Annotated in this window: 11 protein-coding genes; 6 read left to right on the top strand and 5 right to left on the bottom strand. The window is 75.5% G+C overall.

Features of this window, described 5'->3' with window-relative positions; all coding sequences use genetic code 11:
- Nucleotides 1-168 precede the first annotated feature (168 nt).
- Genes J7W19_RS00705 through J7W19_RS00695 form a run of 3 tightly spaced genes read left to right on the top strand, consistent with a single transcriptional unit; the run spans nucleotide 169 to nucleotide 3,244 of the window.
- Nucleotides 169-1,779 carry an MFS transporter gene (locus J7W19_RS00705; protein ID WP_004940552.1) on the top strand — a complete coding sequence of 537 codons (1,611 nt, stop codon included), beginning with the start codon at nucleotides 169-171 and terminating at the stop codon, nucleotides 1,777-1,779.
- Nucleotides 1,776-2,276 (top strand): potassium channel family protein, encoded by a 501-nt coding sequence (locus J7W19_RS00700; RefSeq protein ID WP_004940549.1) that lies wholly within the window; start codon nucleotides 1,776-1,778, stop codon nucleotides 2,274-2,276. The genes J7W19_RS00705 and J7W19_RS00700 overlap by 4 nt, the downstream gene beginning before the upstream one ends.
- On the top strand, nucleotides 2,273-3,244 hold the full coding sequence (locus J7W19_RS00695; RefSeq protein WP_158688732.1) for a hypothetical protein: 972 nt from the start codon (nucleotides 2,273-2,275) through the stop codon (nucleotides 3,242-3,244). The genes J7W19_RS00700 and J7W19_RS00695 overlap by 4 nt, the downstream gene beginning before the upstream one ends.
- A gap of 55 nt (nucleotides 3,245-3,299) precedes the next feature.
- On the opposite strand, the gene J7W19_RS00690 is transcribed toward J7W19_RS00695, so the two are convergent.
- The 5 genes from J7W19_RS00690 to J7W19_RS00670 all read right to left on the bottom strand — a co-directional run bounded on the left by J7W19_RS00690 (nucleotide 3,300) and on the right by J7W19_RS00670 (nucleotide 7,218).
- Complete coding sequence (locus J7W19_RS00690) at nucleotides 3,300-4,121, bottom strand: alpha/beta fold hydrolase (protein ID WP_004940545.1); 822 nt, start codon at nucleotides 4,119-4,121, stop codon at nucleotides 3,300-3,302.
- Nucleotides 4,122-4,153: 32 nt separating this feature from the next.
- Complete coding sequence (locus J7W19_RS00685; protein WP_004940544.1) at nucleotides 4,154-4,819, bottom strand: TetR/AcrR family transcriptional regulator; 666 nt, start codon at nucleotides 4,817-4,819, stop codon at nucleotides 4,154-4,156.
- A 261-nt stretch (nucleotides 4,820-5,080) separates the two neighbouring features.
- Nucleotides 5,081-5,452, bottom strand: coding sequence for a peptidase inhibitor family I36 protein (locus J7W19_RS00680; protein ID WP_004940542.1), 372 nt, complete (start codon nucleotides 5,450-5,452; stop codon nucleotides 5,081-5,083).
- Entirely contained in the window at nucleotides 5,449-5,997 is a 549-nt protein-coding gene (locus J7W19_RS00675) for a hypothetical protein (RefSeq protein ID WP_004940541.1), read from the bottom strand. Before J7W19_RS00675 ends, J7W19_RS00680 begins: the two co-directional genes overlap by 4 nt.
- A gap of 540 nt (nucleotides 5,998-6,537) precedes the next feature.
- The gene (locus tag J7W19_RS00670; protein ID WP_004940537.1) at nucleotides 6,538-7,218 is read right to left on the bottom strand and encodes a CBS domain-containing protein; all 681 of its coding nucleotides are present in this window, start codon (nucleotides 7,216-7,218) and stop codon (nucleotides 6,538-6,540) included.
- Between the two features lie 799 nt (nucleotides 7,219-8,017).
- Between J7W19_RS00670 and J7W19_RS00665 the strand changes: the two genes are divergently transcribed.
- Genes J7W19_RS00665 through J7W19_RS33350 form a run of 3 tightly spaced genes read left to right on the top strand, consistent with a single transcriptional unit; the run spans nucleotide 8,018 to nucleotide 18,998 of the window.
- Nucleotides 8,018-10,699 carry a DUF6603 domain-containing protein gene (locus tag J7W19_RS00665; RefSeq protein WP_004940536.1) on the top strand — a complete coding sequence of 894 codons (2,682 nt, stop codon included), beginning with the start codon at nucleotides 8,018-8,020 and terminating at the stop codon, nucleotides 10,697-10,699.
- A complete protein-coding gene (locus J7W19_RS00660) occupies nucleotides 10,696-14,331 on the top strand; it encodes a hypothetical protein (protein WP_004940534.1) in 3,636 nt (1,211 codons plus the stop codon). The genes J7W19_RS00665 and J7W19_RS00660 overlap by 4 nt, the downstream gene beginning before the upstream one ends.
- The gene (locus J7W19_RS33350; protein WP_004940531.1) at nucleotides 14,328-18,998 is read left to right on the top strand and encodes a hypothetical protein; all 4,671 of its coding nucleotides are present in this window, start codon (nucleotides 14,328-14,330) and stop codon (nucleotides 18,996-18,998) included. The genes J7W19_RS00660 and J7W19_RS33350 overlap by 4 nt, the downstream gene beginning before the upstream one ends.
- Nucleotide 18,999: the final 1 nt, after the last annotated feature.

The raw sequence follows: 18,999 nt of genomic DNA, 5'->3' as shown, positions 1-18,999 counted from the left end.
CCACCATCGGCCGGTGATCGCATACGGGGCGTTCCGGCCCTGCTCACTGGGCCGGGCGAGTGGCACGCGGGCGCCCAAGGCGCCGGTCGGCCGCCGTGCGGTCCTAGGGTGCGATCAGGAGCCCCTCGCCCCACCGGGGGCGCACCGGACGCGGGAGTAGGTGCAGGCGTGAAACGATGGCGGGCCCTGATCGTGCTCGGCACGGCCCAGTTCCTGATGGTGCTGGACACGTCGGTGATGAACGTCTCGATCAGCAAGCTGGTCGAGGACTTCCACACCGAGGTCACGGCGATCCAGGGCGTCATCACCCTCTACACCCTGGTCATGGCCGCCTTGATGATCACCGGCGGCAAGCTCGGCGACGCGTTCGGGCGCCGCCGGGCCTTCACCCTCGGGCTGATCGTGTACGGCACCGGGTCCGCCATCACCGCGCTGGCACCGTCGCTGTGGGTCCTGGCGCTGGGCTGGTCGGTGATCGAGGGGCTGGGTGCCACTCTCGTCCTCCCCGCGCTCGCGGCGCTCGTCGCCGGCGCGTACCGCGACCGGGAGCGGTCGGTCGCCTACGGCGTCATCGGCGGGCTGGCCGGAGCCGGGATCGCCGTCGGACCGCTGCTCGGCGGGTGGGTGACGACGTATCTGACCTGGCGGCTGGTGTTCGCCGGCGAGGTCGTGGTGGTCCTCGCCATGCTGTGCGTCGTGCGGTGGATCCCCGACGTCCCGCCGGGGCCGCGGCGGAAGCTCGACGCCGGGGGCGTCGCCCTGTCCGCCGCCGGGCTCGCCCTCGTCGTCCTGGGCGTGCTGCAGAGCAGCTCCTGGGGCTGGCTCAAGCCCCGCAACCCGCCCTTCACCCTGCTCGGCTTCGCGCCGACCCTCTTCGTCGTCGCGGCCGGCGCCGTCCTGCTGTGGCTGTTCTGCGCCTGGGAGCGGCGGCAACAGCACCGGGGGAGGGAACCGCTGGTGCACCTCTCCCTGTTCCGCGTCCCCCCGCTGCGCGCCGGGCTGACCATGCTGCTCTGCCAGAACCTCGTGCTGCTCGGCCTGTTCTTCGTCATCCCCCTCTACCTCCAGGTCGTCCAGGGCCTCGACGCCTTCCAGACCGGTCTCCGGCTGCTGCCCGTGTCCGTGACCATGCTGCTGTCCGCCATGGCCGGCCCCCTCCTCGGCCGCGTCGCCGCACCGCGCACGGTGGTGCGGTGCGGGCTGCTGGTGCTGCTGGCGGCGGCCCTGTGGCTGCTGGGCACGATCGAACCGCGGATCGACAACCTCGCCTTCGGCCTGGCGATGGGCGGCATCGGTCTCGGCATGGGACTCCTCGCCTCCCAGCTCGGGAACGTGACGCAGTCCAGCGTCGGCGAGGACGAACGCAGCGAGGCGGGCGGCCTGCAGTACACCGCGCAGAACCTCGGTTCGTCCCTGGGCACCGCGCTCATCGGCTCCCTGCTGATCGGCGCCCTCGTGCACGCCTTCACCACGCAGATCGACGACAACCCGAAGATCTCGGACGCCGCCCGGCACCAGGCCGGGACCGCCATGGAGGCCGGAGTCAGCTTCGTCGGCACGGACCAGGTGCGCGCCGCCACCCGACGCGCCGGACTCCCGCCCTCCGAGGCCGACGCGGTCGTCGACTCCTACGCCACGGCCCAGCTCGACGCCCTCCGGGCCGCCATCCTGGCCACCGCGGGCGTCACCCTCGGCGCCCTCGCCTTCACCCGCCGGCTGCCGGCCGAGCGGGCGGCCGGGCGACCCGCCGGGCGACGGGCCGGGGAGGCCGGCCGATGAGCGTCGTGCTGCGTCCTCTGGCCACCGCGACCGGGCTCGTCCTCGCCTACTACCTCCTGCCCCTGAACGAGAGGTTCGAAGGCTCCACCGCACTGGGCCTCGTCCTCGGACTGGCCGCCGTCGCGGCCCTGTTCGCCTGGCAGATCCGCTCGATCCTGGGCTCCTCCCGGCCCCGCCTGCGGGCCGTCGAGGCGCTCGCCGTCACGGTCCCGCTGTTCCTGCTGATCTTCGCCGCCACCTACTACCTCATGGAGCAGTCCCGGGCGGGCAGCTTCGCCGAGCACCTCGACCGGACCGGCGCGCTGTACTTCGCCCTCACCGTGTTCAGCACCGTCGGATTCGGCGACATCGTCCCGCGCACGGAGCCGGCGCGGATCGTCACCATGGTGCAGATGGCGGGCGACATCCTGCTCCTCGGCGTCGCCGCCCACGTCGTCGTCGGCGCCGTACAGTCCGCGCTGGCCCGGCCGCCGGCCGGCGGAAGCGGGCCCGGATGAACGGAGGCGGACCGGGAACCGGGGGAGAGCCGTCCCCGCGGCCGGACGAGTCGACGGTGGTGGAGGCCCAGGCGCTGCTGCCGATGATCTGGGCCGATCCCCGGCACATGCCCGAGCAGCTCGCCTTCTTCGCGGTACGGCGGTTCGGCCCGCGCGCCGCCGGCTACGTGAGCCGCCGGCGGCAGCGCGACCCCCTGGCGGGGGAGGACGCGCTCCGCCGGGACGTGATCGTCCACGGCACGCGCCTGACCATGGCCGACGGCGCGGTGCTCGGCGGCCCGTTCGTGGTCCTCATGCCCGTCAGCTTCGTCGCCGCCCTGCTCTCCCAGGCCCAGATGGTGCTCGAACTGGCCGTCCTCGCCGGACACGACCCGTGCGACGAACGGCGGGTGGCGGACCTGCTCGTCCTCCAGGACGTGTACCCGTCGGCCGAGGAGGCCATGGAGGCCCTGCGCGCGGTGGAGCGGCACCCGCAGGGGGGCCGGGGCCGGGTCCCCCGGCGCACCCGGTGGTCGCTGATCGTCAGGATGGCCGAACTCCTCGGCATCGTGGGGAAAATGGAGAAGAGCGACTGGGTGCGGCAGGTGATCTCGACGGCCCCGATCGTGGCCCTGTTCCTCGTCGGAATGGTCCTGCCGCTGATCTGGGTGCCCGCCCTGGCGGTGCTCTACCGGAAGAACACCCTGCGGCTGGGCGCCAAGGCCGTCGGCTACTACACCCCCGGCGCCGACGCACGGCCGGGCGGAGTCCGCAGACGGCGCCTCCACGTGCCCCGGACGGCCGGGCTCGTCGCGCTGCTGCGCGTCGTCGCTCTCGCCGTGGTGCCGTTCGGCGCCGCCGCCGCGGTCGCCGCGGCGGACGTCCGGCTCGCCGGCGGGTTCTGGGGCACCGCGGGGCTCGTCCTCGTCGCGGTCTCCCTGCTCGCGGCGGGCGTCTGGTTCGCGCGCCGCCGGTCCCGCGGCCGGTGAGCCCGGCGGCGCCCCGCCTGGGCCGGGACGTCCGGAGGGCCGGCGGCCCCCGCCCTCACCCGACTTCCTCCAGGAACGGCACGATCGCGTCGACGAAGTGCTCGTTCCGGTCACCGGCCACCATGTGCCCCGCGCCGGCGACATCGACGCGTCGCGCCCGGGGGACCGCGTCGCAGAACCGCTCGGCGATGTCCGCGCGCACCACGTCGCTGAGCCCGCCGCGGACGAGCAGGATCGGTACGTCGGCGCCGCGCGCGGCGGTGAGGAGGCGGGCGGCCATGCCGGGCGGGTCCATCCGCCCCTCGAAGCCGTCCAGCAGCCGGGGGTCCCAGTGCCAGACCCAGCGGTCGCCGTGGCGCCGCAGGTTCTTCCGCATCCCCTCGATGCCGTCCGGCCGCGGGCGGTGCGGCAGGTGCGCGGCGACCGCCGCTGCCGCCTCGTCGAGGCCGGCGAAGCCGTCGGGCCGACTCCGCATGAACTCGACGATCCGGCGGGCCCCGTGGGGATCGGGCCGGTGGGCGACGTCGACGAGCACCAGAGCGCGTACGTCCGCCCCGGGCGCCTCCCCGGCGGCGAGCAGCGACCCCAAGCCGCCGAGCGAGGCGCCCACGAGCACCGGCCGGCCGCCGAGTTCGGCGACGAGCGCCCGGACGTCGTCGGCGAACAGGCCGAGGTGGTAGGCGCCATCGGGCGACCATCCGCTGGCGCCGTGCCCGCGCAGGTCCGGAGCGACGACCCGCCATCCGAGCGCGGCCAGCCGGGGACCCGCTCCGTGCCAGGCGTGCCGGGTCTGGCCGCCGCCGTGGAGCAGGACGACGGGCGGCGCGGACGCCTCGCCCCACACGTCCGCGGCGAGCGGGACCCCGCCGCCGCCCACGAAGCTCCGGAGACGGGGGCGGTCTCCGGGCGTCACGCCGCGCCCCGGACGAGCAGCGGCGCCAGGAACCGGTCGCGGTGAGGGGCCGCGGCCGCCGCGGCGAGCGCGACGTCCAGCGCGAACACGGCGTGCGCGCAGAACCGGTCGTCGTCGATCAGACCGGCGACCCACTGGTGCAGCACACCCACGCACGACGTGGCGACGGCGGCGGCCAGCGCGCCCGTGTCGACGTCGGCGCGCAGCAGGCCCCGATCCCGCGCGTCCGCCATCGCCCGGCGGAGCTGCGTGAGCGGGCTGCGGCGGAACACGAGGCCGCTCGCCTCCCATTCGCGCACCATGCGGCGCGACACGACCGGGTCGCTCACGAACAACCGGACGGTCGCCACCACGACTTCCCTCGGATCGACCGCTCCTCCGGCCGTCCCATCGACGGTTCCCCCGGCGGTGCCGCGCGCCGACGCCGCCAGGCGGCGCTCCAGCCGGTCCGTGAAGCCGGCGGCGAGCGCCTCCCAGATCTTCTCGCGCGGACCGATCAGGTTGTAGACGGTGGCCGGGGCGACCCCCGCGCGCCGGGCGATCCGCTCGGCGCTGATCACCGACTCCGGGTTCTCCCGCAGGAGTTCGCGCGTGGCGTCGAGGATCCGGGCACGCCGCTGGGCCTTCTGCCGCTCGCGCAGCCCTCCTTCGGCCGGCCGCATACGCCCCACGCCCTTCCGCAAGAAACTTGGAGACCTCTCCAAGTTTCGGCGGCGCCCGCGGACGCGGTCAAGAGACCGGCGGCGGCTTCCCGGTTGCGGTGGCGACCCCACCGTCCGGCTGTGGGACGTCGCCGGCCCGGCCGCCGTCGCCGCCTTGAGCGGGCACATCAGCGAGGGCTGCCACCCTGACCGGGCACACCGCCATCGTGCGGTGGGGACCGCACCGCGAACGCTCCTGAGGACTGTGACGTCAGTGACGCGTCAGCACCCCATGGTCCAAGTGTGGGAGCCACCCCTGTCGTTCGCATGGCCGTTGTAGGCGACTTCCTGGCCGGGGGACAGGCAGAGGGTGACGCCTCCGGTCAGCTCGCGGCCGTCGTAGATCTTGACGTGGTCCTTGACGCCCGGCCCGGAGACGCCGTGGTTCGCCCAGGACGAGTCGTGGTTGTTCATGTCGCCCTCCCACCAGTGGTCGTCGCCGCTGTGCTCGATCTTCATGCCGGTGAAGTTCGCGTCCGTCCAGACGCAGAAATAACCGCTGCGGCACGGCGCCGCCTGGGCATCGGCCGAGGTGGCCAGGGCGGTACCGGCCGAGATCAGGACGGCGGCGAGGAGGGCGGTCAGGCGCTTCATGGACGTGGTTCTCCCGTCGGTGGTGGGGTGTTGAGCACGGTGGCGGCCGCGGTGAGGGCGTGTGCCCGCATCCGCCGCCAGTCGGCGATCTCCGCGCGGTGCCGGGCGCGGACCTCGGCGAGGCTGCGGTGGGTGTGGTCGGCCTCGGGCACCAGGTTGTCGACGATCACGGACGTCCGGAACCAGCGGGGCTGGTCACCGTAGAGGCGCTGCTGGGCGGCGGCCAGGCAGCCGTCGGTGTGGGCGCGTACGACGTAGCCGGTGGGCAGGGCGACGGACAACTCCGGGCGGCCCGTGCCGAAGAGCGCGTCGGTGACCCGCCGCTGGTCGGCGGCCCGCCCGGAGCCCGGCGGGGTGAGGCCCCGCCGGATGAGACAGGCGTCCGTGAGACGCCGCGTGGCCGCCTTGACGACGTCGTCCGGCGCGGCGGGGCGCGGCTGCGGCCGGCTCGCGCAGCCGGCCAGGACGGAGGCCAGCAGCGCGAGCCCGGCGAGGAGCGTGGCGGCGGCCCGGCGACGGGCGGTTGGCGTGCGGGGGTGCGTCACCGCTGTTCTCCGGGCCTGCCCTCCGGCCGTGCGGGCCGACCGGTTCGGCACCGTGAGGCGTGGGCGCATGGGGGTGCTCTCCGGGGGCCGGGGGGTTGGTGGTCGATGCGTGCACGGTCACTCTCTCCACTGTCTGCCCGACCATGCGCTCCCTGCGCCCTACCACCCGAAAAGGTGACTATAGGAGGTCTCTTGAGCGAGCCGGGCGTGCCGAAGCCGTGCGGTGAGTGCCATGGCGGGACCGGCCGCGTAGGGGCGGATCCGTGACCCCGGTATGTCGTCGACCGAGTCGGCTGGGCACGGGTCGGTCCTCTTCCCTGACGGCGCGTGCGGCACCCCGGCGCGCAGTAGATCCTCGCGTACGGGCGTGCGTGAACGACGGCCCGGCGCCGGTCGGGAGGCGACGGCTCGCCGAGGCCCCGTGGCCCCGACGCGCCAAGTGCCCGGACGGGGTGGCCGTTTCGAGCGCGTCGATCCGGTCGGCGCGGTGAGGTGCCGGATGGATCGGCCCCGCTCACCCCATGCGCTCCTGATGTGCCGTCAGATACCGTCCCGACGGCGGCCGGACGACAAGCGGCTCACCACGCCGACCACCCCGTCCACCCGCCAGGCGCCCCGGACGGCAGCCGCCGCGGCCTCCGGGGCGGCCGTGCCGCCGAGCGTCACCACCCCGTCCCGCACGGAGACGGTCACCCCTCCGGGCGGTGCGGCCCCGGCCGCGGGCACGAGTACCTCGGCGACCTCCGCGCGGATCGCCTCGTCCGTCCGGACGAAGACGCGCAGCAGGTCGTGCCGGGTGACGATGCCGATCAGCCGGTCCTCCTCGTCGACCACGGGCAGCCGGTTGACGTGGTGCCGGTCCATCACCCGGGCCGCGTCGGCGGCCCGCTGATACGGGTGGACGGTGACCGCGGGCGTCGACATCAACGCCGCCGCCGTGACCGGCGCCCGGGCCGCCCCCGCCCCCAGGCGGCGGGGCACCGGAACGAGCGGCGGCAGCCCCGGCCACCGGCCCCGGTGGCCCGCCCCCGTGCCGTCGGTGCGCAGGCGCAGCAGGTCCGCCTCCGACACCACGCCGATCACCTTGTCGTCGTGGTCGACCACCGGGACGCCGCTCACGCGGCGCAGCCGCAACAGCGTCACCAGGTCCCGGTGCGGGGTGTCAGCGCGCGCGTGGGCGACCTCGCTGGTCATGATCTCGCCGACGCTGCGGTGGTACACGGCGGTCGCTCCTCTCGTCTCGGGCTTCCGTCCCGGGGCGGGCCGGGCCTCCCGGACGCCCGTCCCGTCGGCCCGGCTTTCAGCCTCGCCGCCGGCTCGCCGTCCCGCACGGGCCGACCGTCCCGCCGACCGCCCCGGTCGGCGAGGGCCCGCCGACCCCCGTCCGGCCCCTGATCACCGACCAGCGGCTCCTTGCGCGGCGGGGCGCCCGGGCCCCCGCACCGGCCGCGCCCTCCATCGCCGCGCCGGCCGCTTCGCGCGGCCCCGGGCGTCAACTCCCGGCGTGCTCAAGGCGGTTCGGGGGCCTGATCCGGGCAGCGACGTCCGTACGCCCAGAACGGTGGCCGACCACGGCACCCGCTCCGGTGCCCACCCCTGGCCCGCAGCCGGCGGTCGGCAGACCGAAGAGAGCACCCCCGGCTCGCCCACCGGCTGCCGAGGCCGCGCCGCGCCCACCCGTACCGTCCCCGTCGCGTACGGCACCCGGGGGTGGACCGGGGGAGGGATCCCCGGACGGAGGACGACGGGGTACGAGGGGCGACGTCCCGAGCCCGCCCCGGGCCGGGGGCCGCCGCTGTTCCGGCCGGGTGAATTCCGCACCGGACCGGCGCTGTTCCGCGGCCCGCGGCCGTGCCCCGCTCCCCGGGCGGCGTTAGCGTCGACGCGTTCCCGATCCCCATCCGTCTCGGTGGCAGCGGCAGCGGCAGCGTTCCCGGCACCGGACGGAGAACGGCGACGAGCAGATGAACGCTCCCCTCACTCCTCTCACCCCCCTCGCCCCTCTCCTCGCGGCCCGCTGATGACGACCCCGCTGCCACAACTGGCGGCCCAGCTCCGGGCGGGCCTCGACCCGGTCCTCCCCCTCCTCGCCGGCCTCCCCGACGACGCCACCCGCAGACAACGGCTCGCGCAGGGCCTCGGCCTGCCGGGGGGCGCGCTGACCCCGGACGCGCTGCTCGTACGGCTGGCCCTGCCGGACGCCGGGTCCCACGGCGACGTGTGGTCCGTCCTCGTCGAGCTGCTGCGGACGGCGGTCGGGCAGGCACCGCCAGGATGGCAGCTGGCCATCAAGGACGTCCTCACGGTGGGCCCCGGCCCCGTGCCCGTGCCGGCCGTCACGGCCCTGCCTCCGACGATCAACCTCTCGTTCGACCTGACCGGCGCCCTCTCCCTGGTACCCGGCCTGGCCGTGCGCGACGGGATCAGCCTCGTCCTCTCCCTGCCCTCGGCCACGCCCGACGACTGCTCCCTCGCCTTCCGCGCCGACGGCATCGCCCTGACGCTCACCGGGGACGACCTGCTGGGACTGCTCGTCCCCGGCGGCCTCGCCGTCAAGGGCAGGCTGGGAGTCCGGCTCGACAAGAACGGACTGCGCCTCGAAGGCGGCGCCGCCGGCAAAGGCGTCGCGATCCCCCTGAACCAGGTGCCGTCCGTGCTGCGCGCGCCCGCGCTGCACGTCTCGGTCAGGGACGGCGGGCTCCGGCTCGACACCTCCTTCCGCGCCTCGCTCCTCGGCATCGGCGAGGCGACCGTCGACGGGGCCGGCCTCGAAGTCCGCCCGAGCGGCGGGGGGTTCACGGCGACCCCCGTCATGCCGACGGGCTTCGGACTCGCCCTCGCCGTCGGCCCGGCAAAGGGCGGCGGCTTCCTCGCCGCACACGACGGCCGGTACGAGGGAGCGCTCTCGCTCAGCCTGGGCATCGTCGAAGTACGGGCCTTCGGGATCCTGGACACCCGCCCGGTGTCGGTCCTCGTCGTCCTGAGCGCCCTGTTCACCCCGCCCATCGAACTGGGCCTCGCCGTCACCCTCAACGCCGTCGGCGGCATCGTCGGCGTCGGCCGCGCGCTCGACCGGGCCGGCCTCGCCCAGGTCGTCCAGGCCGGGCACGTCGACGACCTGCTGTTCCCCGCCGACCCGGTCGCCGCGGCGCCCCGCGTCCTGGCCGAACTGGGCGCGGTCTTCCCGGCCCGCCCCGGCAGCACCGTCGTGGGCCCCATGTTCCGGATCGGCTGGGGCCGCCCGGTCTCGTTCCTCACCGCCGACATCGGGGTGGTGCTCGAACTGCCCGGCGGTGTGGTGGGCATCCTCGGACGGCTGCGCGTCGCCCTGCCCGCTCCCCAGGCGCCCGTCCTCGACCTGCGGGCCTCGGTCGCGGGCGTCGTCGACGCCGCCAACGGCCTGGTCGAGATCGTCGCCGACCTGGCCGGGTCCCGGCTCCTCACCGCCTCGATCGCGGGCGGTCTCGCCCTGCGCGTGAAGAGCGGACAGGACGCGACCTTCGTCCTCAGCGCCGGGGGCTTCCACCCCCGCTTCACCCCGCCCGACGGCTTCCCGACGCCGAAGCGCCTCACCATCGCGATCGCGGACAGCCCGCTGCTGCACATCGTGTTCTCCGGCTACTTCGCGCTCACCCCCGGCACCGTGCAGGCGGGCGCCGAGCTGTCCGCCGTGATCGGCTCCCGCGGTACCGGCGTCACCGGACGGCTGACCTTCGACGCGCTGGTGCGCTGGGAACCCAGCTTCGGCGTCCAGCTCGACCTCAGCGGCTCCTTCGAACTGCGCTTCGCCTCCAAGACGCTGTGCTCGCTCGGGCTGCGCGTCCACGTGGACGGGCCGACACCCTGCTGGCACGTCGCCGGCCGGGCCGGCGTCTCCTTCCTCTTCTTCGACGTCAGCTTCCCCTTCGACGAGCGCTGGGACTGCTCCGGGGAGACCGACCTCCCGCCGCTCCCCGACGTCCGCCGGCTCCTGGAACAGGCCCTGGACGACCCGCGCAACTGGGAACCGGTCCTGCCGGACGGGGTGCGCACGATGGCGTCGCTGGGCGCCGACGACGCGGCCGGCGGGCGGCTGCTGCACCCGCTGGGCCGGCCGCGGTTCAGCCAGCGCATCGTCCCACTGGGCATCGAGGTGGCCAAGTACGGGCCGGGCCGGCTGCCGCGGCCGACCGCCTTCGACGTCACCGTGACGTTCGCCGGCGGCGCGGGCACCGCGCAGCCGGTCACGGCGGACTTCGCGCGCGCCGACTTCTTCGACCTCACGGACGACGAGAAGCTCACCCAGCCGGCCTTCGAACAGTTCCGCTCCGGCAGCGAACTGACGCCGCCCGCCCCCGCGGTCACCGCCCCCGCCTACTCCGTGCCGGTGGAGTACGAGACCAAGTGGCTCGGCGGTCCCGTCAGCACCCCGAAACCCCCCTGGCGGATCACCGACGCGGCCTTCCTCGCCGCGCTGCCCTTCGGGGCGGTGGGCCGCAGCCTCGTGCACGAGCTGCGCGAACGCTACGTCTCCCCACCGATCACCACACCGGACAAACCGGTCCTCAAGGACCGCTCGTACGCCATCGTCCCGACCGGCACCCTCAAGGAGGCCGGATTCGCGCGGACGAACACCTTCACCGAAGCAACCGCCCAGCTGAGGACCGTGTCGGGCCGGTCCGCGCTGCACCAGGTCGTGCCCGCATACGAGGTGAGGCCGTGACCACGTACACCTTCGCGTCCTGGGACCGGTCCGGCGCCGCCGCCTCCCTGACCGACCCCGACGACCTGGTCCGCACCACGCCGGTCCGGGGCGCGCTCGCGGCCACCGCCTCCGTGAACGGCGGCACGGGGCGCTCGGTGCCGGTCCCGGCGCTCCGGCTGTACGGACCCGGTGACGTCAGGGCGATCGAACCCAACGAGATCGTGCGGATCTTCCCGCTCCCCGGCACACCGGACGCGGAGACCACCCGCTTCCCGCTCGTGGAGTTCGAACGGACCGAACACCCCTGGCTGTTCACCCCGCTGACGCCCGGTCCCTCGGGCCACCTCCGCCCCTGGCTCGCCCTGGTCTGCGTACCTCTCTCGAAGGGGCGGCCCGAGCGCGTCCCCGGTGCCCGGCTGCCGGTGCTCCGCGTCGAGGGCGGCGAACTGCCCGACCCGGCGACCCTCCACCTCTGGGCGCACGCCCAGACCCTGCCGGGCCACGAGACCGACCCCCGGCGGTCCGTGTCCCGGCTGCTCTGCCCGCGCCGCCTGCTGCCGTACACCACCTACACCGCCTGCCTCGTCCCCGCCTTCGAGGCCGGGCGACTGGCCGGCCTCGAACAGCCCCTGGACGGCGCGGGCCTGGCACCCGCCTGGGGCACCGGCACCGAGACACGCGATCTGCCGGTCTACTTCTCCTGGACGTTCGCCACCGCCGAGGCCGGCGACTTCGAGACGCTGGCCGACCGGCTGCGGGCCCGCCCGCTGCCCGCCCAAGCGGGCCGCAGGCCCCTCGACATCAGCCGCCCCGGGCTGTTCGCGGAGGGCCCGGGCTCCGTCGTCCAGGAGGTGGAGAGCGCGCTGCGCGCACCCGGCGCCCCGGTCGAGGCCGCCTGGCCCACCGGCCCCCAGAGCGCGCGGTGGCGGCAGCGGCTCGCCGACGCGATCGCGCCGATCGGCGACGGCTCGGGCGACGAGGACCCCGATGTCCTGCCCCCGCTGTACGGCGGCTTCCACGCGCTGCGCAAACGGGCCGATCCCACGTCGCAGGGCTGGCTCGACATCCTCAACCTCGACCCGCGCTGGCGGGTCGCGGCCGGGCTCGGCGCCCGCGCCGTGCAGGCCGAACAGGAAGACCTCATGGCCTCGGCGTGGCGGCAGCTCGCCGACGTCCGGGCGGCGAACAGGGTCGTCGACCTGGGCCGGTTCGCACGTCTGGTCGCCGGCCGGCTGCACCTGAGGCACGTCACCCCGCTCTCCGCCGACGAGGTGCTGCGCCTGGTCACCCCGTCGCAGAGCCGTCTCCCGCTGGCCGCGGACACCACTCTCTGGTCGTCGATCCGGTCGAGCCCGCTCCCCAACGCGATGGCCACCACCGCCTTCTTCCGCGCGGTGCGCCCCATGGGGGTGCTCAGCCGCCGGGTGGCGCTCGTCTCGGGGGCCGCGGCGGTGCCGGTGGACCCGGCGAAGCCGATGAGGTCGGCGAGGGCTGTGGGGACGGTGGAGACGGCGGACCCGGTGGGGACGGCCGGACCCGTCGCGACGGCGGACGAGCGGGACGCGTCGCGGCCACCGCCCTTCGCCGGTGTGCTGACCGCCGTCGCCGCGTCCCCCACCGGGCTCGCCGTCACCCCGCGCGACCCGGACGGCGCGGTGTGCTTCGCCGTCCCGCCCGAGCGGGTCGTGGCCGCCGAGCGGCTGGAGGCCGTGCGGAAGGTCTTCGCGCCCCTGGACGGGGCTTCGGACGCCTGGAAGCAGGTCGCGGCCGACGCGGCGGGGCGTTCCCTCAAACGGCGGGTGACCACCGAACAACTCGCCGCCACCCCGCCGGTGCCCGCGACCGCGCTCAACCGCGCGTTCCGCATCCCGGACCTGCCCGAGGCCGAGGCCCCGGCGGACTTCCTGGCCCGCACCGCGGTGACGCCGGAGGGCGATCTCGTCTTCCCCAGCGGCCGGACCGGCGCGGCCGGACTCGGCCTCTTCACCGAGCGGACCGCCCCCGGCGCGCCGCGGGGCGGCTTCGCCGGCCAGTGGATCGGACCGTGGGACTCCGTCGCCCACGGGGACGCCGCGGGGAACTGGAAGGGCGCCTGCCACGGCACCTGGAACCTCGGAGCCGGCCGGTCGGGCCGCTGGAAGGGCGACTTCGTCGGAACCTGGAGCGGCAGGCCCCCCGCGGGCGGCACGGACTACACCTGGCTCGCCCTCTTCACCGGGACCTGGGAGACCGAAACGGAGAACGGGACCTGGCGCGGCGCCTGCACCGGCACCTGGCGGGAGAACGACAACGACTCCGACGGCGTCTTCACCGGAACCTGGCGGTCCGCCCTCCGCCACGGCACGTTCCAGGGCACCTGCCCGGGCACCTGGGACTGGAACACGGACAACAAGACCGGCGTGTGGTGGGCGGACTGCCACGGCGACCTCCGGATCACCGGCGACGGCCCCGGGGGCGACCAGGCCCCCTGGGACACCGGCGTCCTCCAGGGCCTCGTCGACCAGTGGGGGGACGCCCACCCGCTCGGCCTCGGCGTCTTCACCGACCCGGGCGTCCTCGTCGAGCAACAGGACCAGCTGCCCGTCCCGGTCGTCGTCGGCGCCCGGCCCGAGGACCTCAGGGACATGGTCGTCTCCGCCCACGACCGTTCCCTCAAACCGTCGGACGCGCCACCGGTCCCGACCCGGGACCCCTTCCCCGCCCAGCAGAACGGGCAGCTGATCGTGGGGCTGACCGATCCGGCGGTCACCGTGCCCGCCGCCGTCGCGGCGCGGGTGGACCCGCCGGACGGCGGCGATCCGCAGACCCCGGTGCAGTGGGCGCCGGTCTTCACCGACGCCATGTGGCCCCCCTTGTCAGGCCAGTCCCGCGAGTGGATGTTCGGCGGGCTGGAGCACGTACCGGCGGACACGGCGGTGCTCGCGCTCACCAACGCGCCCTTCGTCGCCGCGTACATGGTGGGCCTCAACCACGAGTTCGCCCGCGAACTGCGCTGGCGCGCCTACCCCACCGACCAGCGCGGCACGTACTTCGCCTCGTTCTGGGGGTACGGAACGGACCTGCCGCCGCTGCACACCTGGCAGCTCGGCCTGCCGCTGGGAGCCCACCTGACCGCCCCGCCCGACCGGGTCGTCCTCGTGCTGCGCAGCGCGCTGCTGCGCCGCTACCCCGGCGCGATCATCTACGCGGCCCCGCTGAACGGCAGCGACCCCGACGAGGACCACGCCCGGCACCCGATCTTCCGCGGCGGCCTGGACCCCGACACCGCCATGCTGGGATTCGACCTCACCGAGACCGACCTCACGGCGTCCCCCTGGTGCTTCGTGATCGCCGAGCAGCCGACCGAGCCCCGGTTCGGCCTCGACGACCCGGACCCCCACCTCGGCTGGGGATCCGCCTACCAGGCGCCGAACACGCCCGGGGACACGGCGGACGACTGGAACAACCTCAGCTGGACGCACCTCTTCGACTCCGAGGCGGCGTACCAGGCCGCCACCCACGCCCCGGGGACCGTGCGCCCCAACGTCGCCTACGACGGCCTCGTCTGGGGCACCAGCGCCGCCGGGACCGCCCGGCAGTGTTTCCAGCAGCCCGTCAGGGTCGTCATGCCCGCCGACCGGCTGCTGCATCCCGAGGAGAACGACCGATGAGAGAACTCGGCGCCCTGCGCCGGGCGGTGGCCGAGGCCGAGCAGCACCGCGCGCTGCTCGGCGCCCAGGCCACCGCGGACGACCGGCGGGCCGCCTTCGACCGGCTGCGAACGGCCCGGCGGACCCTGGACGCGGAGGTGCGCGCCGTCGTCGGCCAGGGGTTCGCCCCGCTGCTGGCCGGGCTCGACCCCGAGGTGCCGCTCGCCCTCCTGCCCGTACGGCTGGAGACCAGGCTGCGGCTCGCCGCCGGAGGCGAGGGGACGCACCCGCCGGCGGGGGACGGGACCACGACGGACACCCTGCTGGTCCGGATCTTCCCCGACGACATCCACGTCGACTCCCACGAACCCCTCCCCACGGACGCCGAGGTCCAGGAAGGCCGCCGCTACTGGCGGACCGTGTGGCGGGCCGGCCGTACCGAGAACGCCGACGGCGACCGCGCCCGGCTGCTGCTCGCCGCCTGGGGACAGCTGACCGGGACGCTCGGAGCCGAACGGGCGCGTTGGCTCGTCCGGCTGCTCACCCCGACGGCGGACACCCGGCCGGCGGCGCCGGTGCCCGGCACCGACCCGGTGCCGGAGCCGGACTGGCCGGCCGTGCCCGTCCGCGGCCGGGGCTGGAACCGGGCGGCCACCGCCTCCACCCTGCCGGACCAGTTCGTCGTACGCGCCTACCAGGGCGACACGCTGGTCGGCGAGGAGCCGGGCAAGCCGGTCCCCGACACGGTCCAGATGGGCCCCGACCCGGACGCCGTCCCCGCGGCGGCCGACTCGCCCCTCGACCCGGGGCTGCGCTGGCTGACGGAGTACCAGGAAGCCGAGGCCGACGGGCTCGCCGTCACCGTCCCCCTCCGCGCTGCCCTGGGGTACGACCGGAACCGGGAGCCCCTGCTCACCCGGGTCGTCGCCTTCGGCGTGTCCGCGACTCTCACCCCCGAGGCGTCCGCCGACCGGCTCGCCCGGCTGCTGGCGGGGCACGACGGGGACGGCGAGGCCGCCTTCGTCCCCCAGGGCACGGCGACCAACAACCTGCCCGGTGACGAACGCGCCGCGCCCGCCCCTCCCGACGTCGACCGGCTGCTCGGAGCCACCCCCGCCCCCGACCCCGACCCGTGGGCGAACAGTGCCCGCACCGCCGCCGCGCTCGGCGTGCCCGCCGGGCCCCTCGCGGCACTGCCCGGCGGGCAGGAGCCGGAACAGGCCGACGCCCGCGCCCTCCAGATCGCCCTGTGGAGCGCCACCGGCGACTTCTACCTCGACGAACTCCTGGAGAGCGACCAGGGCGGCACCGAACTCCCCGTCGACCGGGGCTGGTTGCGCCGCCACTACATCGAGAACGTCCGGGCCCGCGGCCCGCTGCCGGTGCTGCGCGTCGGCAGACAGCCGTACGGCCTGCTGCCCGTCACCGCCACCGCGCGCTGGCAGGCGGACGAGCACGAGCCGCCGGGCCTCACGGGGCTCCACCGGGTGCTCGGCGTGCTGCGCCCGTTCTGGGAGGCGGGCGTCGGCACCCTGCCCCGGGTCGGCGGCCCCGACCAGCCGGGGGAGACCCTCCAGCTCGCCAAGCCCGAGCGGGACGTCCTGCGCGCCCTGGGCATGGCCCCGGTGTCGCGGACCGTGTCGGTACGGGCCGTCCAGGGCGGGCTGCTCGCCTGCTTCAAGGACATCGGACTCGGCCTGGCCGGCCTCGACTTCACCACCACCGGCTTCTGCATGGCCGACACCCCCGAGGACATGCAGTCCAGAGCCCTCGACGAGGCGCTGGGCATCACCTACCGGCCGCGGATCAGCCACCACGTCAACGGCGCGGCCACCCGGCTCTGGCTGCCGTACGTCCGGCCGAACCTGCCCGAGGGCCAGGACCCGGTCGCGGCGCTGACGGACTTCCTGAACGGGGTCGTCAACCGCTTCGACACGCTCGCGCTGGTCGTCGGCAACCAGGAGGCCCGCACCCTCCTGGAGGCGCTGCTGAAGCACACCGCCAACCTGGAGTACGGCCGGGCCGCCGCCGGGGTCAAGGACCCGGAGGAGGTCCGGGCCCGGTTGAGGTTCGCCCAGGTGCTGTTCAACCCGGAGCGCAAGGCGAGCACCCTCGCCGAGTCCGGCCTGAAGGCGAAGCCCTTCACCCTAGGCACGATCATGGGGCTGCCGACGCCCACGGCCGCCGCGGCCGGCGCCGGAACGGAAGCCGCCGCGGTCCCCACGGTGTTCGAGACCATCCAGAACGCCCGGACGGCCATGGCCGACCAGGTCTTCAAGGCGGTGACGCGGAACCGGGGCGTCCTCACCCCGATCGGCACCGAACGCCCCTGGAGCCTGCGGCTCGCGGAGATCGACGCGGCCCTGCAGTACCTCGCCGGACGGGTGAAGGACTGGGACGCCCGAAAGGACGCCTTCGGCCCCCTGGAGCGGCTGCTCGGCGAATGCCTCGACCTGGTCTCCCACCGGCTCGACGCCTGGATCGGCTCCCTGGCCACCGCCCGGCTCACCGCGCTGCGCGCCCGGCGGCCGGCCGGCGTGCAACTGGGCGCCTACGGCTGGGTGGAGAACCTCTCGCCGCGCTCGGACCCGCTCAGCCGGGGCTGGATCCTCGCACCCTCCCCGCCCCAGGCGGCCACCGCCGCCATCCTGCGCAGCGGCGCCCTGTCGCACCCCACCGACCCCGGCGCCTTCGCGGTGGACCTCTCCTCGCGGCGGATGCGGGTGGCCATGGCCGTCCTCGACGGGATCTCCCAGGGGCAGCCGTTCGGGGCGCTGCTCGGCTACCGGCTGGAGCGCCGGCTGCACGACGAGGGCGAGGCGCCCGGCTCCACACTGGTCCTCGACCGCTTCGTCGCCCCGCTGCGCGCCAAGTGGTCGGTGCAGACCGCGCAGCACCCGGGCACCGGAGCCCAGGAGTTCATCGGCGCCCACGACGTCACGGACGGCGCGCGGCTCGCCGACGTGCCCGATGACGAGGTCATCGCGTACCTGCGGGCCGCCTCGGGCACCCCGCCGATGACCGGCCCGGAGGAACAGGCCGTACGGGGGGCTCTCGAGGCACTGCGCGACGACCTCGACGCCGTCGGCGACCTGCTGCTCGCCGAGAGCGTCCACCAGCTGACCCAGGGAAACCCGGACCGGGCCGGCGCCACCCTGGAGTCGCTCGCCGCCGGCGGACAGGCGCCGCCGCGGCCCCAGGTGCTCGACACACCGCGCCGGGGCGTCCCGGTGAGCCACCGGGTCCTCGTCGTGGTGCCGGACGGGACGCCGCGCGCCACGGGCTGGGACGGCGACCGGCAGATCGCACGGCCGCGGGCGAGCGCCGAGCCGCGCCTCGACACCTGGGCCGGACACCAGCTGGGCACCACCGACCGGATCCGGCTCCGGGTCGCCTGGCTGCGGCCGGGTCAGGAGTACGCGCCGGGCGCGGCCACGGTCACCGAGCACGCCTGGCCGCTCACCGTGCACTGCGCGCTCGACGTGGTGGCCCTGGCGGCGGGCGGCCGGCTGCGGGCGGTGCTCGCCACCGCGCTCCTCCCGCAACGGCCGTCCGGCGTGCCCGCCGACGCCGTCCCCGTGCCGCTCACCGACCGGGGCGCCGGCTGGTCGCGGACGACCCTGGACATCCTCCAGGTGGAGGCGCTCGGCGCGGCGGTCGCCCAGGTGCTCGCCTCCGGCCGGCCCGGCACCGCGGCCGACCTGGCCCACACGTACACCGCGCCGACGCCGGCCGCGGACCCGGAACTGCACGCCCGGGCGGAGCAGGCCCGGGCCGGCCTGCTGACGGCCGTGACCGACAAGGACCCGGACGCGCTCGCCGCGTTCGGCGTGACCGGACCGCCGGCCGCCTCCCCCGAGGAGCGGGCCGACCAGCTGGCCGCCGCGCTGCGCGAGGCCCGGGCCCGGCTGGCGCGGGCGGACGAGGCGGCGGCGCCGGCCGGGCCGCGGGCCGACAGCGCCGTCCTGGAGGCGGTCTTCGGCTCCGGCTTCCGCGCCGTGGGCCTGGTGGCGCCGCCCGACGCGGCGAGGCTCGACGCCTCGTTCGGCACCGGCCTGGAACGAGGCGGCGACTCCCGGCTGGTGCCGGGGGACTGGGTGGACCTGATGGGCACGGTCCGGCCCGGCACCGGCGCCCTGGCGGACCTGCTGCTGCACACCGGGGCCGCGGCCACCGGCGGCGGCCACACCGTACGGATCGGCCAGACACCGTTCGCGCCGAAGGACCGCTGGGTGGGCGCCCGGCGCACGCCCGAGGACGAGGACAAGCCGGCCACCGGGCTCGTGGTGTACGGACCGGACCGGCCGCTCGCCACGGGCACCGCCGCCGTCCTCGTCGTCGACGCCTGGTCGGAGCTGATCCCCGCGCAACGGCACACGGCGGGCGCCACCTTCCACTTCGACGCGCCCGGTGCGCGGGCCCCGCAGGCCGTCCTCCTCGCCGTGCCCCCGGCGGTCGGCGCGCCGTGGACCCCCGACGTGCTCGCCGCCACCATCGGCGAGGCGCTCGACCTCGCGAAACTGCGCCTGGTGGACCTGGACGCGCTGGGCTGGCTGGGCCGCTACCTGCCCGCCGCCTATCTGCCGGAGTCGGCGATGGGGACGGAACCCAGCGTGCACGTGAAGGACCTGATGAAGCGGACGGACCTGGCCGACATCATGAAGCGGCTGATCGAGAAGGAGTCCTGAC

The sequence above is a fragment of the Streptomyces mobaraensis NBRC 13819 = DSM 40847 genome, from assembly GCF_017916255.1.
Taxonomy (GTDB): domain Bacteria; phylum Actinomycetota; class Actinomycetes; order Streptomycetales; family Streptomycetaceae; genus Streptomyces; species Streptomyces mobaraensis.
This window is presented reverse-complemented; position numbering and strand designations above follow the sequence as displayed.

What these genes read in the sequence shown, in the direction of transcription:
- J7W19_RS00685 (WP_004940544.1), bottom strand. Translation starts at nt 4,819, where the DNA reads ATGCGGCCGGCCGAAGGAGGGCTGCGCGAGCGGCAGAAGGCCCAGCGG.
- J7W19_RS00680 (WP_004940542.1), bottom strand. Translation starts at nt 5,452, where the DNA reads ATGAAGCGCCTGACCGCCCTCCTCGCCGCCGTCCTGATCTCGGCCGGT.
- J7W19_RS00700 (WP_004940549.1), top strand. Translation starts at nt 1,776, where the DNA reads ATGAGCGTCGTGCTGCGTCCTCTGGCCACCGCGACCGGGCTCGTCCTC.
- J7W19_RS33350 (WP_004940531.1), top strand. Translation starts at nt 14,328, where the DNA reads ATGAGAGAACTCGGCGCCCTGCGCCGGGCGGTGGCCGAGGCCGAGCAG.
- J7W19_RS00695 (WP_158688732.1), top strand. Translation starts at nt 2,273, where the DNA reads ATGAACGGAGGCGGACCGGGAACCGGGGGAGAGCCGTCCCCGCGGCCG.
- J7W19_RS00665 (WP_004940536.1), top strand. Translation starts at nt 8,018, where the DNA reads ATGACGACCCCGCTGCCACAACTGGCGGCCCAGCTCCGGGCGGGCCTC.